General features: G+C 65.8%; 12 protein-coding genes and 4 tRNA genes. 9 read left to right on the top strand and 7 right to left on the bottom strand.

Features of this window, described 5'->3' with window-relative positions:
- Positions 1 to 11 precede the first annotated feature (11 nt).
- The 3 genes from ACZ0AJ_RS06625 to ACZ0AJ_RS06615 all read right to left on the bottom strand — a co-directional run bounded on the left by ACZ0AJ_RS06625 (position 12) and on the right by ACZ0AJ_RS06615 (position 2,757).
- Complete coding sequence (locus ACZ0AJ_RS06625; protein WP_183551533.1) at positions 12 to 314, bottom strand: urease subunit gamma; 303 nt, start codon at positions 312 to 314, stop codon at positions 12 to 14.
- 27 nt (positions 315 to 341) lie between these two features.
- Positions 342 to 1,181 (bottom strand): urease accessory protein UreD, encoded by an 840-nt coding sequence (locus tag ACZ0AJ_RS06620; RefSeq protein ID WP_499453322.1) that lies wholly within the window; start codon positions 1,179 to 1,181, stop codon positions 342 to 344.
- Positions 1,182 to 1,284: 103 nt separating this feature from the next.
- Positions 1,285 to 2,757, bottom strand: a complete 1,473-nt coding sequence (locus ACZ0AJ_RS06615; RefSeq protein WP_499454283.1) for a GGDEF domain-containing protein — start codon at positions 2,755 to 2,757, stop codon at positions 1,285 to 1,287.
- A 177-nt stretch (positions 2,758 to 2,934) separates the two neighbouring features.
- Here ACZ0AJ_RS06615 and ACZ0AJ_RS06610 point away from each other — a divergent pair, with 177 nt between their 5' ends.
- The 3 genes from ACZ0AJ_RS06610 to ACZ0AJ_RS06600 are packed head-to-tail and all read left to right on the top strand — an operon-like array spanning position 2,935 to position 5,213.
- Complete coding sequence (locus tag ACZ0AJ_RS06610; RefSeq protein WP_499453316.1) at positions 2,935 to 3,900, top strand: SDR family oxidoreductase; 966 nt, start codon at positions 2,935 to 2,937, stop codon at positions 3,898 to 3,900.
- A 24-nt stretch (positions 3,901 to 3,924) separates the two neighbouring features.
- Positions 3,925 to 4,977 (top strand): non-homologous end joining protein Ku, encoded by a 1,053-nt coding sequence (ku, locus tag ACZ0AJ_RS06605; RefSeq protein WP_499454281.1) that lies wholly within the window; start codon positions 3,925 to 3,927, stop codon positions 4,975 to 4,977.
- 2 nt (positions 4,978 to 4,979) lie between these two features.
- Positions 4,980 to 5,213: a hypothetical protein gene (locus tag ACZ0AJ_RS06600; RefSeq protein WP_183551521.1), complete on the top strand. Its 234-nt coding sequence runs from the start codon at positions 4,980 to 4,982 to the stop codon at positions 5,211 to 5,213.
- A gap of 21 nt (positions 5,214 to 5,234) precedes the next feature.
- On the opposite strand, the gene ligD is transcribed toward ACZ0AJ_RS06600, so the two are convergent.
- On the bottom strand, positions 5,235 to 7,817 hold the full coding sequence (ligD, locus tag ACZ0AJ_RS06595) for a DNA ligase D (protein WP_499454278.1): 2,583 nt from the start codon (positions 7,815 to 7,817) through the stop codon (positions 5,235 to 5,237).
- 123 nt (positions 7,818 to 7,940) lie between these two features.
- Here ligD and ACZ0AJ_RS06590 point away from each other — a divergent pair, with 123 nt between their 5' ends.
- Positions 7,941 to 8,882, top strand: a complete 942-nt coding sequence (locus ACZ0AJ_RS06590) for a D-2-hydroxyacid dehydrogenase (protein ID WP_499453314.1) — start codon at positions 7,941 to 7,943, stop codon at positions 8,880 to 8,882.
- On the opposite strand, the gene ACZ0AJ_RS06585 is transcribed toward ACZ0AJ_RS06590, so the two are convergent.
- A complete protein-coding gene (locus tag ACZ0AJ_RS06585; RefSeq protein ID WP_499454276.1) occupies positions 8,879 to 12,763 on the bottom strand; it encodes a sensor histidine kinase in 3,885 nt (1,294 codons plus the stop codon). The two genes, ACZ0AJ_RS06590 and ACZ0AJ_RS06585, sit on opposite strands and share 4 nt — an antisense overlap.
- 109 nt (positions 12,764 to 12,872) lie before the next feature.
- On the opposite strand from ACZ0AJ_RS06585, the gene ACZ0AJ_RS06580 reads away from it, so the two are divergent.
- The 5 genes from ACZ0AJ_RS06580 (at position 12,873) to ACZ0AJ_RS06560 (ending at position 14,353) form a co-directional block, all read left to right on the top strand.
- Positions 12,873 to 12,949: transfer RNA gene (locus tag ACZ0AJ_RS06580), tRNA-Arg, on the top strand.
- A 212-nt stretch (positions 12,950 to 13,161) separates the two neighbouring features.
- Positions 13,162 to 13,238 (top strand) — tRNA-Arg (locus ACZ0AJ_RS06575).
- An 89-nt stretch (positions 13,239 to 13,327) separates the two neighbouring features.
- Positions 13,328 to 13,957, top strand: coding sequence for an NUDIX hydrolase (locus ACZ0AJ_RS06570; protein ID WP_499453308.1), 630 nt, complete (start codon positions 13,328 to 13,330; stop codon positions 13,955 to 13,957).
- 81 nt (positions 13,958 to 14,038) lie between these two features.
- Positions 14,039 to 14,115, top strand: a tRNA-Arg gene (locus tag ACZ0AJ_RS06565).
- 161 nt (positions 14,116 to 14,276) lie between these two features.
- A tRNA-Arg gene (locus ACZ0AJ_RS06560) sits at positions 14,277 to 14,353 on the top strand.
- Positions 14,354 to 14,486: 133 nt separating this feature from the next.
- Here ACZ0AJ_RS06560 and ACZ0AJ_RS06555 read toward each other — a convergent pair.
- Both ACZ0AJ_RS06555 and ACZ0AJ_RS06550 read right to left on the bottom strand, forming a co-directional pair.
- Positions 14,487 to 16,379, bottom strand: a complete 1,893-nt coding sequence (locus tag ACZ0AJ_RS06555) for a sensor histidine kinase, YfiR-like protein-associated (RefSeq protein WP_499453306.1) — start codon at positions 16,377 to 16,379, stop codon at positions 14,487 to 14,489.
- Positions 16,379 to 16,966, bottom strand: a complete 588-nt coding sequence (locus ACZ0AJ_RS06550; RefSeq protein ID WP_499453304.1) for a TOL_0243 family YfiR-like periplasmic protein — start codon at positions 16,964 to 16,966, stop codon at positions 16,379 to 16,381. The genes ACZ0AJ_RS06555 and ACZ0AJ_RS06550 overlap by 1 nt, the downstream gene beginning before the upstream one ends.
- Positions 16,967 to 16,978: the final 12 nt, after the last annotated feature.

Here is a 16,978-nt window from a genome sequence, read left to right as displayed (position 1 = left end):
CTGGGCTCCGGCTAGGGAATCGGATGGTGGACGGTCACGAGCTTGGTCCCGTCCGGGAACGTGGCCTCGACCTGGATATCGGGGATCATTTCGGGCACGCCTTCCATCACGTCGCCACGCGCGAGGATCGTCGTGCCTTCGCTCATCAGCTCGGCCACGCTGCGGCCATCGCGCGCGCCTTCCATGATGGCGGCCGTGATCAGGGCCACGGCTTCGGGGTAATTGAGCTTGAGGCCGCGCGCACGCCGGCGTTCGGCCAGCAGCGCAGCGGTAAAGATCAGCAGCTTGTCTTTTTCGCGGGGCGTCAGGTCCATGGGCGGGTCCGTATCAAGTGAGCCAGTCTAGGTGAGCCAGATGCGCGGCGGGCACGCCGGGCGCTCGAGCAGATAAGGCCGCAGCAACGCCCACACCTGCGCCATGACGGCGCGCGCCGCTTCGCCGTCGTGGCCGAGATAACGCGCGACGAACACCGACTTCACCTGGCTCGAGGCCAGCTGCGGGTCGAGCGCGCGTACGTGCGCCTGCAGCGCGGCGGGCACGGGCCGGCCGACAGCAAGCAAGGTCGCGCACACCGCATGGCCGCGCATGCCGAGGGGGCTGGCAATGCCGTCGGGAGTCAGGATGCCCTGCTCCCACCACAGCAGGCGGCCCTCCTGGCGAATGCGCGTGCGCTGGCTTATCCGTCCACGTGTGAACGCTTCGCCGGCGGCCACGCGGCCGAAGCACAGCACTTCGCTGCCGATATAGGTGCTGCCAGCAGCCAGATCGACCTCGTGGTCGAGATCGACGCTGGCCGCGTCATAGAAGATGGTTTCCTGCGGCAGCCATTCGATGGCGGCGCCCGCACCAACGCGCAGGCGCACCGCCTGCTGCGACACGCGGCCGTTGGCGCGGTACCACTTGGCCGCGCCGGGACTGGTGGCGAGCACGCTGCATGCGGGGCCGGCGTCGACATCGATCTCGAGCCGGTCGCCCCCGACCACGCCACCCGGCGGGTGTACGACGATGACGTGGCAGGCGCCCGGGCCTTCGGGATACAGCGCCTTCTGGACCCGCAGCGGCCCGCGGTGCGTGCGGCGCACGAGGCGCGTCGTGGCGCCATCGCGCACGAAGCCCAGCGCCAGGCTGGCTTGCCAGGCGGGGAAGACGGTGGGTGCATCGGTGGAGGTGCAATCGCGCATGCTTGATGAAACAGCACGATGCGTGCCAGCGTCCTTACGTGGCGTGGGACGCCTGTTTTGCCAGCGATGCGCACCGCGAAGGTGCGCGCTGCACCCGAACGCGTCAGGACATCGCCAGCTCGATGCAGTTGCGGCCGGCCCGTTTGGCGCGCGCCAATGCAGCGTGGGTACGTACTGCCATCGAGTCGCCGCTCTCGCCCTCGCCCAACTGGGCCACGCCGAGGCTGATCGTCACGTGGTCACACCCGGGTATTTCGACCTGCTCGATGGCCGCGCGCAGCTTCTCGGCCATCTTCAGCGCGTCAATCGCGCTTGTGTGCGATGCGATGACCTGGAATTCCTCACCACCAGAGCGCACCAGCACATCGCTCGCGCGCAGCAGCGCGCGCGCCGTATCAGCCACCGTACGCAGCACCAGGTCGCCCACCGGGTGACCGAACGTGTCGTTGATCTGGCTGAAGCGGTCGATGTCGAAGACGATCAGTGCCAGCGGCAACCGGTAGCGGCGTGCACGCTTGATTTCCTGTTCAAGTAAACCTTCGCCGTGGCGGCGGTTGGCCAGGTCGGTCAGGGCGTCGGTCGTGGCGAGATGCGTGATGCGCGCCAGCAGCGCCTCGTTCTCGCGCGTGACCTCGGCCATGCGCAGGCCATGCGCGGCCAGCCCGGCCAGATCGTCCAGTGCCTGCAACTGCGCGGGCGAAAAAGGCCGCGCGTCGCCAAACAGCAGGCACAGGGAACCCATCGGCTTGCCCGGCCCGGGTGCCGGGATCGGCACGCCGACGACCATGCGCGCGCCAAAGGTGTCCAGGCGCGCCGCCAGCGCCGGCTCTCCCGCCTTGTCGAGCGTATCGAGCAGCGTGAATTCGCCTGTCGCTGCCGCCAGCAGGCCGGGGAAGGCATGGCGCAGCGGCGAGTGCAGCAAGCGGCCATCGTGCGCGAGCAGAGCCATCAGGTGCAGCCCTTCCACACCCTGCTCGGCCTCGAGATGCAGGTCGCCATCGCGGTGCTGGAACAGCGCCGCATGCACGACGCCCGGCCAGCCGGCCAGCGCGGCGCACAGGTGCTCGGCAAAGCGCGCGCTGTCGTCGGCATCGGCCAGTGCCTGCTGACAGGCGCTGCGCACTGCCAGCAGTGTGCGCAGTTCGGTTTCCGATGGTGTGGGCAAGCCTGGGGCCGCGACACTGAAACCAGCGCGCATGCGCGCGGCCAGCAGCGCGCGGGTCTGCTGCGCGCGCAGCGGGCCGATGGCATAGTCGAGCGGACCGAAGGCCATCAGCGCCGGCAGCCAGCGCGCGTTCGTGAAAGGACACAGCACCAGCACCGGCGCGCCGGCGCGCTCGGCGACCAGGGCGCCCAGCGCCGCCAGGTCGATGGCGAGGTCGCAGCGTTCCAGGTCCAGCACGAGCAGGTCGGCCGGTTCGCGCGCCAGCAGCGCGCGCGCCTGCTCGGCCCCTGCCGCCACGCGCAGATTGGCGAACATGCCATCGCAGCCGTGCTGGAAATCGGCGCGGCGCTGGCCGACGGGATTGACGAAGACGCAGGTAAAGTCCTCGCGCGCGCCGTCTTCTTGATGCATGGTGATTCTCCAGAGGTAGGTCCAGCCGCGCCCTGTCGGCATGGCTGCACGGCAAGTTTGCCATAAGCGGGCGTGCCAAGCATAGCAATTGTCGTCCTGTGTGTGGGAGCGCACCGTCGCACCAGGGTGCGCGCCGAATACTCTTGCAAACGAAACCACACTCACGGGAGAACCACCATGGCACATCAAGACGACGTGGCAGCAAAGCAGCGCGCCATCCAGGAAGAACAGGACGCGCGCGACGCCAAGAAGAACGACTCCGAGAGCAAAGAAGCCGTCCAGACCGGGGTTGACCAGCCAGCGCCGCCAATGCCGGCGCAGCACCTGGCCAAGCCGGGGCTCGAAGCCGATATGGAAAGCAAGCCAAAATTCATGGCCGAGGGCTACAAGGGCAGCGGCAAGCTTGACGGCATGGCCGCCATCGTCACCGGCGCCGACTCGGGCATTGGACGCGCAGTCGCGGTGCTGTTCGCACGGGAAGGCGCCGATGTCGCGGTCATGTATCTGAACGAAGATGTCGATGCGGCAGAAACCAAGCGCTGCATCGAGGCCGAAGGCCGCCGCTGCATCACGATCGCGGGTGACGTCAAGGATCCGGCATTCTGCAACGACGCCGTGCAGCAGGTGGTCAAGGAGTTTGGCCGACTGGACGTCCTGGTCAACAACGCCGCATTCCAGGAACACGCCGATTCGATCCTCGATATCACCGAAGAGCGTTTCGAAGAAACCTTCCGCACCAATATCTTCGGCTACTTCCACATGGCCAAGGCCGTCGTGCCGCACCTCAAGCGCGGGGCGTCGATCATCAATACGGGCTCGGTCACCGGCCTGAAAGGCTCGGCCAAGCTGATCGACTATTCGTCGACCAAGGGCGCGATCCACGCATTCACGATGTCGCTGGCCGGCAGCCTGCTCGACCAGGGCATCCGCGTGAACGCGGTGGCGCCAGGCCCTGTCTGGACGCCGCTGAACCCGGCCGACAAGGGCCCTGACGACATCACCGAATTCGGCGCCAGCACCGACTACCGGCGCCCGGCCCAGCCTGAAGAACTCTCGCCCGCCTACGTGTTCCTGGCCTCGCCCGTGTGCTCGGGCTACATCACGGGCATCGTGTTGCCAGTGACCGGCGTCGTTGGCGAATAACGGACCCACAGCGAGGAGCAGGCAATGGCACGCAGCATGTGGAAGGGCGCGATCAGTTTCGGACTGGTCCACATTCCGGTCGATATGTACCCCGCGGTCGAGACCAAGGGGCTCGACCTGACGATGCTCGACCGGCGTGATTTTTCGCCGGTCGGGTTCAAACGCTACAACAAGGGCAATGGCAAGGAAGTCGTGTGGGACGACATCGTCAAGGGCTATGAGTACGAGGACGGCGAGTACGTCGTGCTGTCGGACGAAGACCTGCGCCGCGCCAACCCGGAAGCGACGCAGACGATCGACATCCAGGCCTTCGTCGATGCCGGCGACGTGCCGCTGATCTACTACGACCAGCCCTATTACCTGGCGCCCGGCAAAGGCGGCGCGAAAGTCTATGCGCTCTTGCGCGAGACGCTGCGCGAAGCGGGCAAGATCGGGATCGCGCACGTGGTCATCCGCGTCAAGCAGCATCTGGCGGCGCTGATCTGCGTGGGCGACACGATCGTGCTCAATACGCTGCGCTATCCGGACGAGATGCGCGACGCGGGTGAACTCAAGATCCCGTCGCCCAATTCCAAAACGGCTGCCGTCACCGTCAAGGAACTCAAGATGGCGATGGCCCTGGTCGAGGGCATGAGCGAAGACTGGGCGCCAGCACAGTACCACGACAGTTACCGCGAAGACGTGCTGGCCCTGGTCAAGAAGAAGATCAAGGCCAAGCAGACCAAGACCATCACGCAGCCCGAGCCTGAGAAGGAAAAGCGCACCACCGGCAAGGTCATCGACCTGGTCGCCCTGCTCCAGGCCAGCCTTGGCAAGAAGCCGGCCAAGGCGGCGCTGGCCGCCCTTGACGACGATGATGATGACGACGATCCGCCACCTCGCAAGTCGCGCAAGCCGGCCGACGACGAGGATAGCGACGATGACCAGCCGCCGCCACGTGCGCGCAAGGCGGCGGCGACATCAGGGGCCCGTGCCACTGCCACCAAGGCAGCGGCTAAACCGGCAGCCAAGCCAGCAGCGAAGAAGACGGCGGCCAAGTCAGTTAGCAAGGCGCCTGCGCGCAAGAAGGCGGCGTGAGGATGGACGGATTCATCGACTTTCTCCAATGGCCTGCGATGGCCGTCAGCCTGATTGCCGCCTACCTGGTCGGCGCCAAGCGCGCCGAGCGCCGTATCCTGGGCTTCTGGACCTTCATCTTCAGCAATGTGCTGTGGATCGTCTGGGGCCTGCACGACGAAGCGTGGGCGCTCATCGCGCTGCAGGTCGCGCTGCTGGCCATGAACGTGCGCGGCATCTTCCGGAACGAAGCCTAGCGCACCGCGCTCGCCCTACCCCTACGGCACGAACCCGAGCTGCTTCATCGCCTTGGTCAGTGTCCTGGCCGCCGTGGCGTAGTCCTGCCACGGCGTATTCCCCACATCGAGCCGCTCGTGCACATTGGCGATCGTCCACTGGTCGCTCGACGTCAGCGTGTCCAGCTCGTCCCAGCCCAGCGGCACCGAGATCCCCAGCCCCGGACGCGAACGCGCCGACCATGCGGCCACCGTCGTCGCGCCCTGCCCGTTGCGCAGGTAATCGATGAAGATTTTGCCGACCCGGTTTTTCGGGCCGCTCTTGAAGGCAAAGCGCTCGGGCAGCGTTTGCGCCATGTGGTGCACGATCGCCTGCGAGAAGCGCTTGACCGTGTCCCAGTCATGGTTGCCCTTGATTGGTACCACGACGTGCAAGCCCTTGCCGCCGCTGGTTTTCAGGAACGCCGGCAAACCCAGTTCATCCAGGAAGGCGTGCATCAGCTGCGCTGCTTCCTGCATCTCGGGCCACTTGATGCCGTCGCCCGGATCGAGGTCGAACACCATCCGGTTCGGTTTCTGGTAACTGCCCTTGAACGCATTCTGGGTATGTATCTCCACCACGTTCCACTGCGCCGACGACAGGATGCCCAGCGGCGTGGCCACTTCGAGCATCGGCGGATGCTCCGGGTCGAGCGCCTGGTCCAGGTCGCGCAGGCCAGTCATCTTGCGCACGTCGACGTGCTTCTGGAAAAACAGCTCGCCGCCCACGCCCTCGGGCGCACGCACGAGCGAGACCGGGCGCCCTTTCAGATGTTCCATCATCAGGTCACCCACCAGCGCGTAATAACGCACCAGCGCCAGCTTGGTGGCGCCCGACGCCTTGTCGATCACGCGCTCGCCATTGGTGATCTTCAGCGATGCCGGCAGCTTGCCCTGCGCGGCCACCGGTTCGTCAACCGCTGCCTCGTCGACGACAGCTTCCACCGGGAGCGCCTGCTCACGCGTGATGTTCCTGGCCGGCTTGTCCTTGCGCAGTCCCTGGAACACCGGATGGCGCACGGCGCCGCCGCTCGTCCAGTCCGAGAAACTCACTTCCGCCACCAGCACGGGCTTGACCCAGTGATGGGCGCGCCCCGGCACTGCGCGCGGCGGGAACGGGCTCGTGTCGGTGCGCAGCGCCTCGAGTTGTTCCGCGATACTGGTCAGGGTCGCATGGTTGAAGCCCGAGCCGACATTGCCGGCGTAGCGCAGCACACCATTTTCGTCATGGACGCCGAGCAGCAGCGCGCCGATGCCGGTGCGGGCGCCTTTCGGGTCGGTGAAGCCGCCGATAACGAATTCCTGGCGCCGGCCGCATTTGAGCTTGATCCAGTCGGGCGAACGGCGCGACACATAGCGCGCGTCGCGCCGCTTGCCGATCACGCCTTCGAGGCCAATCTTGCAGGCAGCAACAATCAGTTCATCCGGCTTGGCCCCGAATTCGGCAGAGAACCGCACCTTGTCGGACTTGGCGTTCTCGAGCACCTGTTCGAGCACCGTGCGGCGGTCGACCAGCGGCATCTCGCGCAGATCGTGGCCGTCGAAGTACGGAATATCGAACAGGAAGTAATCGATGTCGACGGCGCCGTTGCCGTCGAACGCTGCCTGCAGCAAGCCGAAGTCGGGCTTGCCGGCGGCGTCATGGACGACGATTTCGCCGTCGTACCAGCCGTCGGGCAGCGCCATGCGTTCCAGCTCTTCCTTCAGCGGCGTCAGTTTTTCGGTCCAGTCGTTGGCGTTGCGCGTGATGAGACGCACGGCGCCCTCCTCGATGCGTGCGAGCATCCGGTAGCCGTCAAATTTCACTTCAAACAGCCAGTTCTCGGGATCCGGCGGCGGTGCGTCGACAAGGGTGGCCAGTTCGGGCGAGAATTTCGCGGGTAGGGGCGACTTGGCGTCTTCCGTCGTGGCGCGCTTTGCCGGTGCCTTCTTTGCTGCCGCTTTTTTGGCGGGGGCTTTTTTGGCGGGCGCCTTCTTTGCAGGCGCCGCCTTCGCTTCTTCGCGCAGCGCCTCGACCTTCTGCGCGGCGCGCTTCGGCATCGGCAACGCCTTCACGCTGTCGGGCAGTTCGTCGACCAGCGAAAATTCGGCGGCCGGGCGTGCGTAATCGTCCTTCTCCTTGATCAGCAGCCACGGCGGCTGTTTTTCGCCACGACCTTTCATCCGCACCAGCGTCCAGCGGCCGTGCATCTTGTGACCGTGCAGCGCGAACTTGATGCTGCCCTTGGCAAAGCCCGCGCGCGGGTCTTCCAGCGGCTCCCAGGTACCCTTGTCCCAGATGATCACCTTGCCGGCGCCGTACTGCTTGGCGGGAATCGTGCCTTCGAAATCCGAGTACGAGATCGGATGGTCCTCGACCTCCACGGCCATGCGCTTGTCATGGGTATCGTAGCTGGGGCCTTTCGGCACGGCCCAGCTTTTCATCGTGCCGTCGAGCTCGAGCCGGAAATCGTAGTGCAGGCGGCTGGCCCAGTGCTTCTGGATCACGAAGGTGAGCACGTCCTGCCCCGCCTTCCCGCCGTCGGCTGGCTCGGTCGTGATATCGAAATTGCGTTTGGCTTTGTAGGCTTTGAGCGCGTCCGTCATGGCAACCTCTGGGAAATTCGATGATTGCCAGCGTAGCCCCGTGGCGCGCCGCGGACTGTACGGCAACTCACGCTGACAGGGGCTGTTATGATCACGGCAAGCCGCCAACCGCGAAAGGACACCATGCAGCGAATCGTTTTTCTCGACCGTGACAGCCTGCGCGCCAATGTCCGCATACCTGCCTTCGAGCATGCGTGGGAGGACCATGCCGCCACCGCCGTCGAGGATGTCGTGGCGCGCCTGGCCGGCGCCACCGTGGCCATCACCAACAAGGTGCCATTGCGGGCCGACGCCATCGCCCGCCTGCCCGACCTGAAGATGGTCGCCGTCGCCGCGACCGGCACCGACAATGTCGACCTGGCGGCCTGCCGCGCGGCCGGCATCGTGGTAGCCAACATCCGGAATTATTCGCTGGTGTCGGTGCCCGAGCATTGCTTCACGCTGATCCTGGCGCTGCGCCGCAACCTGCGCGCTTACGCCGCCGACGTCGAGGCAGGCAAGTGGGAAACCTCGAGCCGCTTTTGCCTGCTCGACCATCCGATCGGCGACCTGGCCGGCACGCGTTTGGGCATTGTCGGCTACGGCGCGCTGGGCCGGCAAGTGGCCAGCATCGCACGCGCTTTCGGCATGGAGGTCGTCGCCACCTCGCGCTCGCCGATCACGGACACGGACATTACGGAACTGCCGCTGGACGAATTGCTGGCCACCTCACAGGTCGTGAGCCTGCACCTGCCACTGACCGACGCCACGCGCCACATGATCGGCGCGCGCGAGCTCGCTCTGATGCAGCCCGGCGCGCTGTTGATCAACACGGCGCGCGGTGGCCTGGTCGACGAGGCGGCGCTGGCGAATGTGCTGATGGAAGGCCGCATCGCCGCCGGCTTCGACGTCCTGAGCGAAGAGCCGCCCGGTTCGAACAATCCGCTGCTGCGCCTGCGCCTGCCGCACTTCCTGCTCACGCCACACATCGCGTGGGCCAGTTTCGGTGCGATGCAGACGCTGGCCGACATGCTGGTCGATAATATCGAGGCGTGGCATGCCGGCACGCCGATCAACGTCGTCTAGGGCGCGGCGCTGACCGGGGACGCCAGGGCCTCGGGCGCTTTCTGCGGCAGTTCGAGCAAAAAGGCGGTGCCGGCGTCCGGCAGGCTCACGACGCGGATCGTCCCGCCCATCAGCGTGGTGACGATGTTGTAGACGATGTTCAGTCCCAGGCCGGTGCCGCCCTGGCCCATGCGGGTCGTGAAGAACGGATCGAAGATGCGGCCCAGGTGGGCCGGGTCGATGCCGCGGCCGTCGTCGCGGAACGTGAGCGCGACGCGGCCATCGGTTTCCAGCGCCGTCAGCGTCATGACGCCGCCGGGGCTGTCGAACGCATGCAGCATCGCGTTGTTGACGAAGTTGATGATCACCTGGCCCAGCGGGCCAGGAAAACTGTCCATGACAATCCCGGCCGGCACCTCGATGTCGAGCCGGTGCCCGGCGAGGCGCACCGTATTCATCAGGGTCGCGCCGATTTCATGGCAGGCCTGGGCCAGATCGAACCGGCGCCGCTGGGCACTGGCCTGGTCGACCGAGACCTGGCGGAAGCTGCTTACCAGTTCGGCCGCATTGTGCAGGCTGCGCACGATCAGCTGTGACGCGTCGCGCGCCGCGCCCATGTAGTCGGCCAGGTCGGACCGCTTGAGCGTGGTCGCCTCGAACTGCGCCGCCACCGCATGCGTACGTTCCTGCAGCGTGCTGGCCATCAGAAGGCTGTTGCCGATCGGCGTATTGAGTTCGTGCGCCACACCGGCCACGAGCGAGCCCAGTGATGCCAGGCGTTCCTGCGCTGCCAGCTGCACCTGGGTTTCCTTCAGGCGCGCATAGGCTTCGGCATTGTCCATGGCCACGCCGACGTAGGCGGCCAGCGTGCCGAGCATGTCGAGGTGGACCTGGCCGTAGGCGCTTGCCTCCAGGCTTTGCACCGTCAGCGCGCCCAGCACACGCTCGCCCGCCGTCACCGGCACGCACAGCAGCGAGCGCGGCATCGGCAGCGCAGTCGCCGGCGCGGTCAGCGCCACCCCGGCAGCCAGGTCGGGGGCGCCGGGCAGACATGCCGGCAATTCGGTGTCGACGTCCGCCAGCAGGAATGCCCGGTTCTCGGCCACGCAACGCGCCAGCAGGTGTCCGGCCGGATTGAAGGCCAACTCGCGCGGCGTCTCGCGCCGGCCGAACGCCATCGCGAACGGCAGCTCGAGCACGCCGCGCTCGCCCTGGCGCAGCGCGACGGCAAACAGCGGTGCATCCATCAGCGCCTTGACGTGCTGATACAGCGTCAGCATGATCGCCTCATGGTCGAGGTTCGTGGTCAGCATGCGTCCCATCTCGGACAGCAGCGCGATATTGCGGTGCGCGCGCTCGACCGATTCCTTCTGGCGTTCGACCTCGCGCTTGCCCCGTTCGGCCGCTTCCTTCTGCAGCAGCAGCTCGCCGGTGCGGGCGTCGACTTCGCGCGCGAGCAAGCCCTGGCGCGTCACGAGCGCGCCAATGCGCAGCCGATAGGCGAGGTACGACAGCGTCACCACCAGCACCACGGCCAGCGTACGGAACCACCATGTCTTCCAGTACGGCGGCGTGATCGTGATGGCGAGCGTGGCTGCCTCCTTGCTCCAGAGCCCATCCTTGTTGCTGGCCCGGACCCGGAACACATAATGGCCGGGATCGAGATTGGTGTAGGTGGCAAAGCGCCGTCCCGCGCCGGTATTGACCCAGTTGGCGTCGAAGCCTTCGAGCTGGTAGGCGTACAGATTGCCCATCGGGTCGGCGTAGTGCAGCGCCGCGAATTCGAGCGAGATCACGGTATCGCGGTGCGACAGCGTGATCGCCCGTTGCGCCGCCAGGTTGTGGATGCCGCGCGAGCGGTTCAGCACCTGCAGGTCGGTAATCGCCACCGTCGGCGGGAACGGATTGTCGCGTACATCGGCCGGATTGAACGACGTGACGCCGCTGACACCGCCGAAGTGCAGCTGCCCATCGGCGCCGCGTCGGCCCGCGCCCACGAAATAGGCGCCATCGATCAGGCCATCCTTGGCGTTATAACTCTTGGTCTGGCCGGTGACCGGATCGACGCGCGTGATGCCGGCCGTGGTGCTGACCCAGATGATGCCGTCGTTGTCTTCGAGGATGGCGCCGATCGACTGCGCGTCCAGGCTGCTGAACGGGTAGTAACGAAACGACGTGCGTCCGCCAGCCTGCACCATCCGGTGCAAGCCCCCTGCCGTGCCGACCCACAGGTCGCCTGCCCTGGATTCGAGCAGATGGTAGACGCGGCTGTGACGCAGGCTCGTACTGTCGTTCGGATCATGGCGAAAGCGGCTGAACGTGCCGCTGACGGGATCGAAGCGCTCCAGGCCCGATTCGGTGCCGATCCACAGCACGCCGCGCCGGTCCTCGACCAGGGTAAACCCGTAATTGTCGCCCAGGCTCGTCGCGTCGCCCGGCACGTTGCGCCAGTTGCGCGCGATCGTGGCGCCAGGCGCGACGGCCGACAGGCCATCGCGCGTCATCACCCACAGCGTGCCGTCGCGGCCCTCACGCAGTGCCTGTACATGGTTGGCGCCCGGGCTCTGGCCCAATTCGACCCGCCCCATGCGCCCGCGCGCATCGCGCCACGCCAGCCCGGTCGGTGTACCGATCCAGAGCCGCCCCCCGGCCTGCGTCAGCGCTGTGACGAACTTGCCCGTAAACGCATCGGTGCCGAAGCGCCGGGTCGTGCGCGCGGCCGGATCGAGCAGCATCAGGCCATCACCGCTGGTGCCCAGCCACAAACGTCCGGCAGGATCGTCGACGATGGCGCGCACCCTGGCGCGACCCATCCCTTCCGTTTCACCAAAGCGCGCGAAGCCCCCGCTGGCCAGGTCGGTGCGGTTGATCCCGCCGAAATACGTGCCGACCCACAGCGTCCCGGTGCGGTCGACCAGCAACGCCGACACCATATTGTCGGACAGGCTGTGCCGGTCCTGCGGCAAATGACGGTAGCCGGTAAACCGGCCGCTGGACGGATCGAGCCACTTCAGGCCATCGGCCGACGTGCCGACCCACAGCTGCGCACCGTTGTCGTGGTACAGCGTTCTGATGCGCGCGTCGCGCATCCCGTCCGCCGCGCCGATCCGGCGGCGCTGCGGCACATCGCCGTCGATGCGCCAGGCCTCGAGGCCCGCCGCGGTACCGATCCACAGCGTCTGGCGCGGGCCCATCGACAGCGCCAGCACGGCGTTACGGTCGGCGTCATCGGGCGGCGCCATCGTGAAACGCATGACCTGACCGCTCGCCGGGTCGAGCCGGTCCAGGCCGGCGGCGGTGCCTACCCACAGCGCCCCGCGGCCGTCGAAGGCGAGTGCGTTGACACGGTTGTCGCGCAGGCTCGCCGGGTTGTCGGGATCGGATACATGGTTGCGCTGCTGGCCCGTGTTCGGGTCGAAGCGCACCACGCCGTCATTGGTTGCGAGCCACAGCGCGCCATCGGGCCCCGGCACGATCGCCACCACCGAACGCTTGACGGTGCGGCCCGGCTGGGTGAGCGCAAACCGCTCGAACCGGCCGGTCGCCGGATCGTGCCGCGCCAGCCCACCTTTCGTGCCGAACCACAGGCCCCCGGCCGGATCTTCGTACGAGGCAGAGATGAAGTTGTCCGGGATGCTGGCAGGATCATTGGCGTCGTTGCGGAAGATGACGAGCCGATAGCCGTCGTAGCGGTGCAGGCCGGCCTGGGTGCCGAACCAGATGAAGCCCTGGCGGTCCTGCAGGATGCTCATCACCGAGTGCTGCGACAGGCCTTCTTCGACCGACAGGCGCTCGAAGCGCAGATTGCGCTGGCTGGCGTCGGCCGGCAAGGCAAGCGCCAGCAGCAGGAAGAAGGTGAAACGAAACAGGCTGCTACAGGCAGCCCAGGTAGAACCTGGCATGGTCATCCGATCGATTTGCGCTGCAACCAATCTACCAGAGGACTTTGTTGCCGTGAAATAATTTGAGTCTTCCAGAAATAAAATGTCGCTGCTATAATGCGTGCCTCGGGCGGCTGTAGCTCAGCTGGATAGAGTACTTGGCTACGAACCAAGGGGTCGTGGGTTCGATTCCTGCCAGCCGCACCAGAAAATACGAAGGGCCAGATCGCGAGATCTGGCCCTTTTTCTTGGCGCTGTCAACGTTATCTGTTGATGAGCCCGATGGCTGCTCAGCAGTTCAAAGCCCTCCTCTATTGAACATGACTGCGCCTTTTTCCGGGCGCCGGTTGCATCGGCGATGACGAATGAATAATCAGTCTTTGCAAGATGCTCCGCGCCCGCTATAATGCTCGCATTGGGCGGCTGTAGCTCAGCTGGATAGAGTACTTGGCTACGAACCAAGGGGTCGTGGGTTCGATTCCTGCCAGCCGCACCAAACCTTTTCAAGATAAGGGCACTTCGCAAGAAGTGCCCTTATTGCATTTGGGCCCGTGTCACACGCTATTCCCAATACACTCCCCAACAATGGCCACTTTCCATCCCCAACCCGATGAGCACGGTGCGCGGGTACGTATCGCACACCCGTCGACGCCAACAGCCACCGCCACCTGGGATGACCCGGCCAGCATTGCCACTGTGATCCCGCTCGGCGCCCTGCCTGCGTCACTGAACGACGTGCCGTTTGCGCCCTGGCTCGACATCCCGACCACAAACGCCGACTGGCAGATGGTCCCTGGCCAGGCCGTCATCGACGAGCCGCCCTTCGCCGTGCCCGCGGGATTCGCGCCTGCTGCAGGCGTCGTGATCGTGGAAGACGATGGCCGTGTGTGGGCCGTGGCGCCGTCGAACGCTTTTGGCGGCTATGACGCCACCTTCCCCAAGGGCCGTGTCGACCCGGACATCAGCCTGCAAGCGACGGCGATCCGCGAAGCGTTCGAGGAATCCGGCCTGCGCGTGCAGATCGTCCGGCACCTGATCGACTGCCGGCGCACGCAAACGCTCACGCGCTACTACCTGGCGCGGCGCCTGGGCGGCAATCCGGCGCTGATGGGCTGGGAAAGCCAGGCCGTGCACCTGGTGCCGATGGCGCTGCTGGAGACGGTGCTGGGCAATCCGAACGATGCGGTCATCATCGCCGCCCTGCGACGAATCTGAGGCCTCGCCGACGCCGGCAGAAACAAAGTCCCGATAGAAGTTTGCCAAGATCACTACACCCCGCTATAATGCGTGCCTCGGGCGGCTGTAGCTCAGCTGGATAGAGTACTTGGCTACGAACCAAGGGGTCGTGGGTTCGATTCCTGCCAGCCGCACCAAAGTTTCAAGAGAATGGCTCAGAAGAAATTCTGAGCCATTTTTCTTTGCGCGTCAGTTTCTGCTGCTTCCCGGTCGGTCGAGACGTCTCCCGGCACGCGAGCATATTGAAACACGGCAGACTTTGCCAATCCGGCACATGCTGCTATAATGCGTGCTTCGGGCGGCTGTAGCTCAGCTGGATAGAGTACTTGGCTACGAACCAAGGGGTCGTGGGTTCGATTCCTGCCAGCCGCACCAAAGTTTCAAGAGAATGGCTCAGAAGAAATTCTGAGCCATTTTTCTTTGCGCCCTGGTTTTTTACATCGTCCTCGACATCACCACGTCATCCAGAGGACAGGCTTGCCCTGCCCTGCTAGACGACGCATCACACTCAGGTGCGCAGCTTCTTGATGATGCTGCGGCTGCCCAGGATTTCCTCGATCTGCTCGAAGCGCACCGGCTTGACCATGTGATGGTCAAAGCCCGACTCGAATGCCAGCTGGCGGTCTTTTTCCTGACCCCAGCCCGTGACGGCGATCAGCACGGTCAGCGCGCCGGTGGGCAGCTTGCGGATCCCGCGCGCCAGGTCGTAACCGGACATGTGCGGCAGGCCGATATCCAGGAAGGCGTAGTCCGGACAGAAGCGCGCGGCGGCGGCCAGCGCATCGGGCCCGTTGTGCGTGATGACCACGCTGTGCCCCATGGCCGTGAGCAGCGCGCCGATGCTGTTGACGAAGTCGACGTTGTCGTCGGCCAGCAGGATGCGGTAGCTTTCGGCGCTGATGAAGGCGGCCGGGGTCGGCTTGGTCGGCGGTTCCGGTTCGACGACGATCGGCAGACGCACGACGAAGCGGCTGCCATGGCCGAGGCCTTCACTGTGCGCCGTGATCGTGCCGCCATGCAGCTCGACCAGTTTGCGCGCCAGCGACAGGCCCACGCCCAGGCCGGCATTGCTGCGTTCGAGCGTCGAATCGACCTGCACGAACATGTCGAACACCGAGTCGAGCATCTCGGACGCCAGGCCGATGCCGGTATCGGCCACTTCGAGGATCAGGGTGTTCTCGTCGACTTCGCCCTTGAGCACGACGCGTCCGCCCCGGTTGGTGTACTTGGCCGCATTGTTGAGCAGGTTCGACAGCACCTGGGCCAGGCGCGTCGCGTCGCCGTGCAGGAACACGGGGCGATCGGGCAATTCGAGCACCAGCTCATGCCCGTGCAGTTCGATGTAGGAGCGCACCACTTCGAGCGCGTCATTGACGACGGCCTTGAGTTCGACCCGGCCCATCTTGATCGTGAACTTGCCGGTATTGATGCGCGAGACGTCCAGCAGGTCGTCCACCAGCCGCACCATCTGGCGCAGCTGGCGTTCCATGATGTCGGTCGCGCGCTGGGTCGCCTGGGCGTCGCCGCTGCGGATGCGCAGGATATCCAGCCCCGTGCGGATCGGCGCCAGCGGATTGCGCAGTTCGTGCGCCAGCGTCGCCAGGAACTCATCCTTGCGGCGGTCGGCCAGGAGCAGCGCGCCCTCGGCCTTCTGGCGTACGTTCATCTCGTGTTCGAGCGTGCGGTTGGCCGTCTGCAACGCGTCCGAACGGCGACCGATCTCGGCCAGCATGTCGTTGAAGGCCTCGACCAGCACGCCGATTTCGCCTTTCTGGTGGCCCGGCACGCGCAGGCTGAAGTCGCGCCGCAGCATGACCTGGCGCGCGATATCGGTGACCGCTTCGAGCGGCCGCGTGATCGAGGCCTGCAGGCGCGAGGCGACGATCGCGGCGATCACCAGGGCGCCCAGCAGCACGCCGCCAAGGATCGCACCGTAGCTCAGAGCCCGGTCCAGTACGCCGTAGCGCGAACGCAGGTACACGGTCCCGACCCGGTCGCCATTTTCGACGATGTCGTGGTACATGACGACTTCGCCGCGCTCGATCCGGTAGCCGGCCGGCTCTGGCCGCTCGGGCAATCTGGCTTTGACGCCGCTGCGCACGTAGGTGGCAAAGCGCGTGCCATTGGCGGTAAACACGGCCGCGGCCACGATCTGCGGGCGCACGCGCAGCAGGGTCAGGCTCTGCGCCACGTCGGCCGGGTCGTTGAACGAGACGGCCGGTGCGGTCACACTGGCGACGATGTCGGCCTGGGTGGTCAGATCGTCGATCCAGTAGCGCTGGAAGGTGCGCAGGTCGAGCAACAGCATGGCGATACCCGCGCACAGCAACGCCACTGCGGTGGTGGACACCGCCATGAGGATCAATTTGCTGCGCACGGAGCCGGTATCGTGCATAGACATCACGTGGCTCCTTTTTGCACACGGTTCGCTACCGTCAGCAGGCGCGAACTGAGCTTCAAATTCTTCTTTTCCGCCGCATCGAGCGAGACGTCGAAACGCACCCGATCATCGACGATCGTAAAATTGATGACGCTGCCACTGCGCAGCCCCCCTTCGCATTCGGTCACGGTCAACTGCGCATTGGCGGCGCGCAGCAGGCGCGCGGCGCGCGCGTCATCCTGGCCGGCCACGAACAACACATGCAGCGGCTGCGCCAGATCCTGCTCGCGCAGCGCGCGCACCGTGATCATGCGCCCCGCCACCAGACGCCCGGCGGCAATCCGGGCCAGCTCGGCCGCCATGTCGTCGGCGCCTACCACGCCAATGCTGACCGGCGTCGTCGCATCGGCAAACGAGCCGGCCGGAAAATCGGCATACCCCAGAAACTTGTACAAAAAAGCGGCCTTGACGCGTCGTTCGAGTACGGGCGCAGCGTCGACCACGATCGCGTGCGCGGGCGCGCCGAGGCCGAGGCTGGCCAGCAGCGGCAGCATCAAGGCCAGGCACGCCCTGCGGCGCGGCAGACAAGCTGGTTGATTGATAGTCATGAAATCCATTCG

This window comes from Telluria sp. AC161 (assembly GCF_979258535.1).
The sequence above is the reverse complement of the archived record's forward strand: the minus strand, read 5'-3'. Positions and strand labels throughout refer to the sequence as shown.

Bases quoted from the DNA above. Each gene is read 5' to 3' on its own strand.
- ACZ0AJ_RS06625 (WP_183551533.1), bottom strand. From the start codon at position 314: ATGGACCTGACGCCCCGCGAAAAAGACAAGCTGCTGATCTTTACCGCT.
- ACZ0AJ_RS06620 (WP_499453322.1), bottom strand. From the start codon at position 1,181: ATGCGCGATTGCACCTCCACCGATGCACCCACCGTCTTCCCCGCCTGG.
- ACZ0AJ_RS06615 (WP_499454283.1), bottom strand. From the start codon at position 2,757: ATGCATCAAGAAGACGGCGCGCGCGAGGACTTTACCTGCGTCTTCGTC.
- ACZ0AJ_RS06610 (WP_499453316.1), top strand. From the start codon at position 2,935: ATGGCACATCAAGACGACGTGGCAGCAAAGCAGCGCGCCATCCAGGAA.
- ku (WP_499454281.1), top strand. From the start codon at position 3,925: ATGGCACGCAGCATGTGGAAGGGCGCGATCAGTTTCGGACTGGTCCAC.
- ACZ0AJ_RS06600 (WP_183551521.1), top strand. From the start codon at position 4,980: ATGGACGGATTCATCGACTTTCTCCAATGGCCTGCGATGGCCGTCAGC.
- ligD (WP_499454278.1), bottom strand. From the start codon at position 7,817: ATGACGGACGCGCTCAAAGCCTACAAAGCCAAACGCAATTTCGATATC.
- ACZ0AJ_RS06590 (WP_499453314.1), top strand. From the start codon at position 7,941: ATGCAGCGAATCGTTTTTCTCGACCGTGACAGCCTGCGCGCCAATGTC.
- ACZ0AJ_RS06585 (WP_499454276.1), bottom strand. From the start codon at position 12,763: ATGCCAGGTTCTACCTGGGCTGCCTGTAGCAGCCTGTTTCGTTTCACC.
- ACZ0AJ_RS06570 (WP_499453308.1), top strand. From the start codon at position 13,328: ATGGCCACTTTCCATCCCCAACCCGATGAGCACGGTGCGCGGGTACGT.
- ACZ0AJ_RS06555 (WP_499453306.1), bottom strand. From the start codon at position 16,379: ATGTCTATGCACGATACCGGCTCCGTGCGCAGCAAATTGATCCTCATG.
- ACZ0AJ_RS06550 (WP_499453304.1), bottom strand. From the start codon at position 16,966: ATGACTATCAATCAACCAGCTTGTCTGCCGCGCCGCAGGGCGTGCCTG.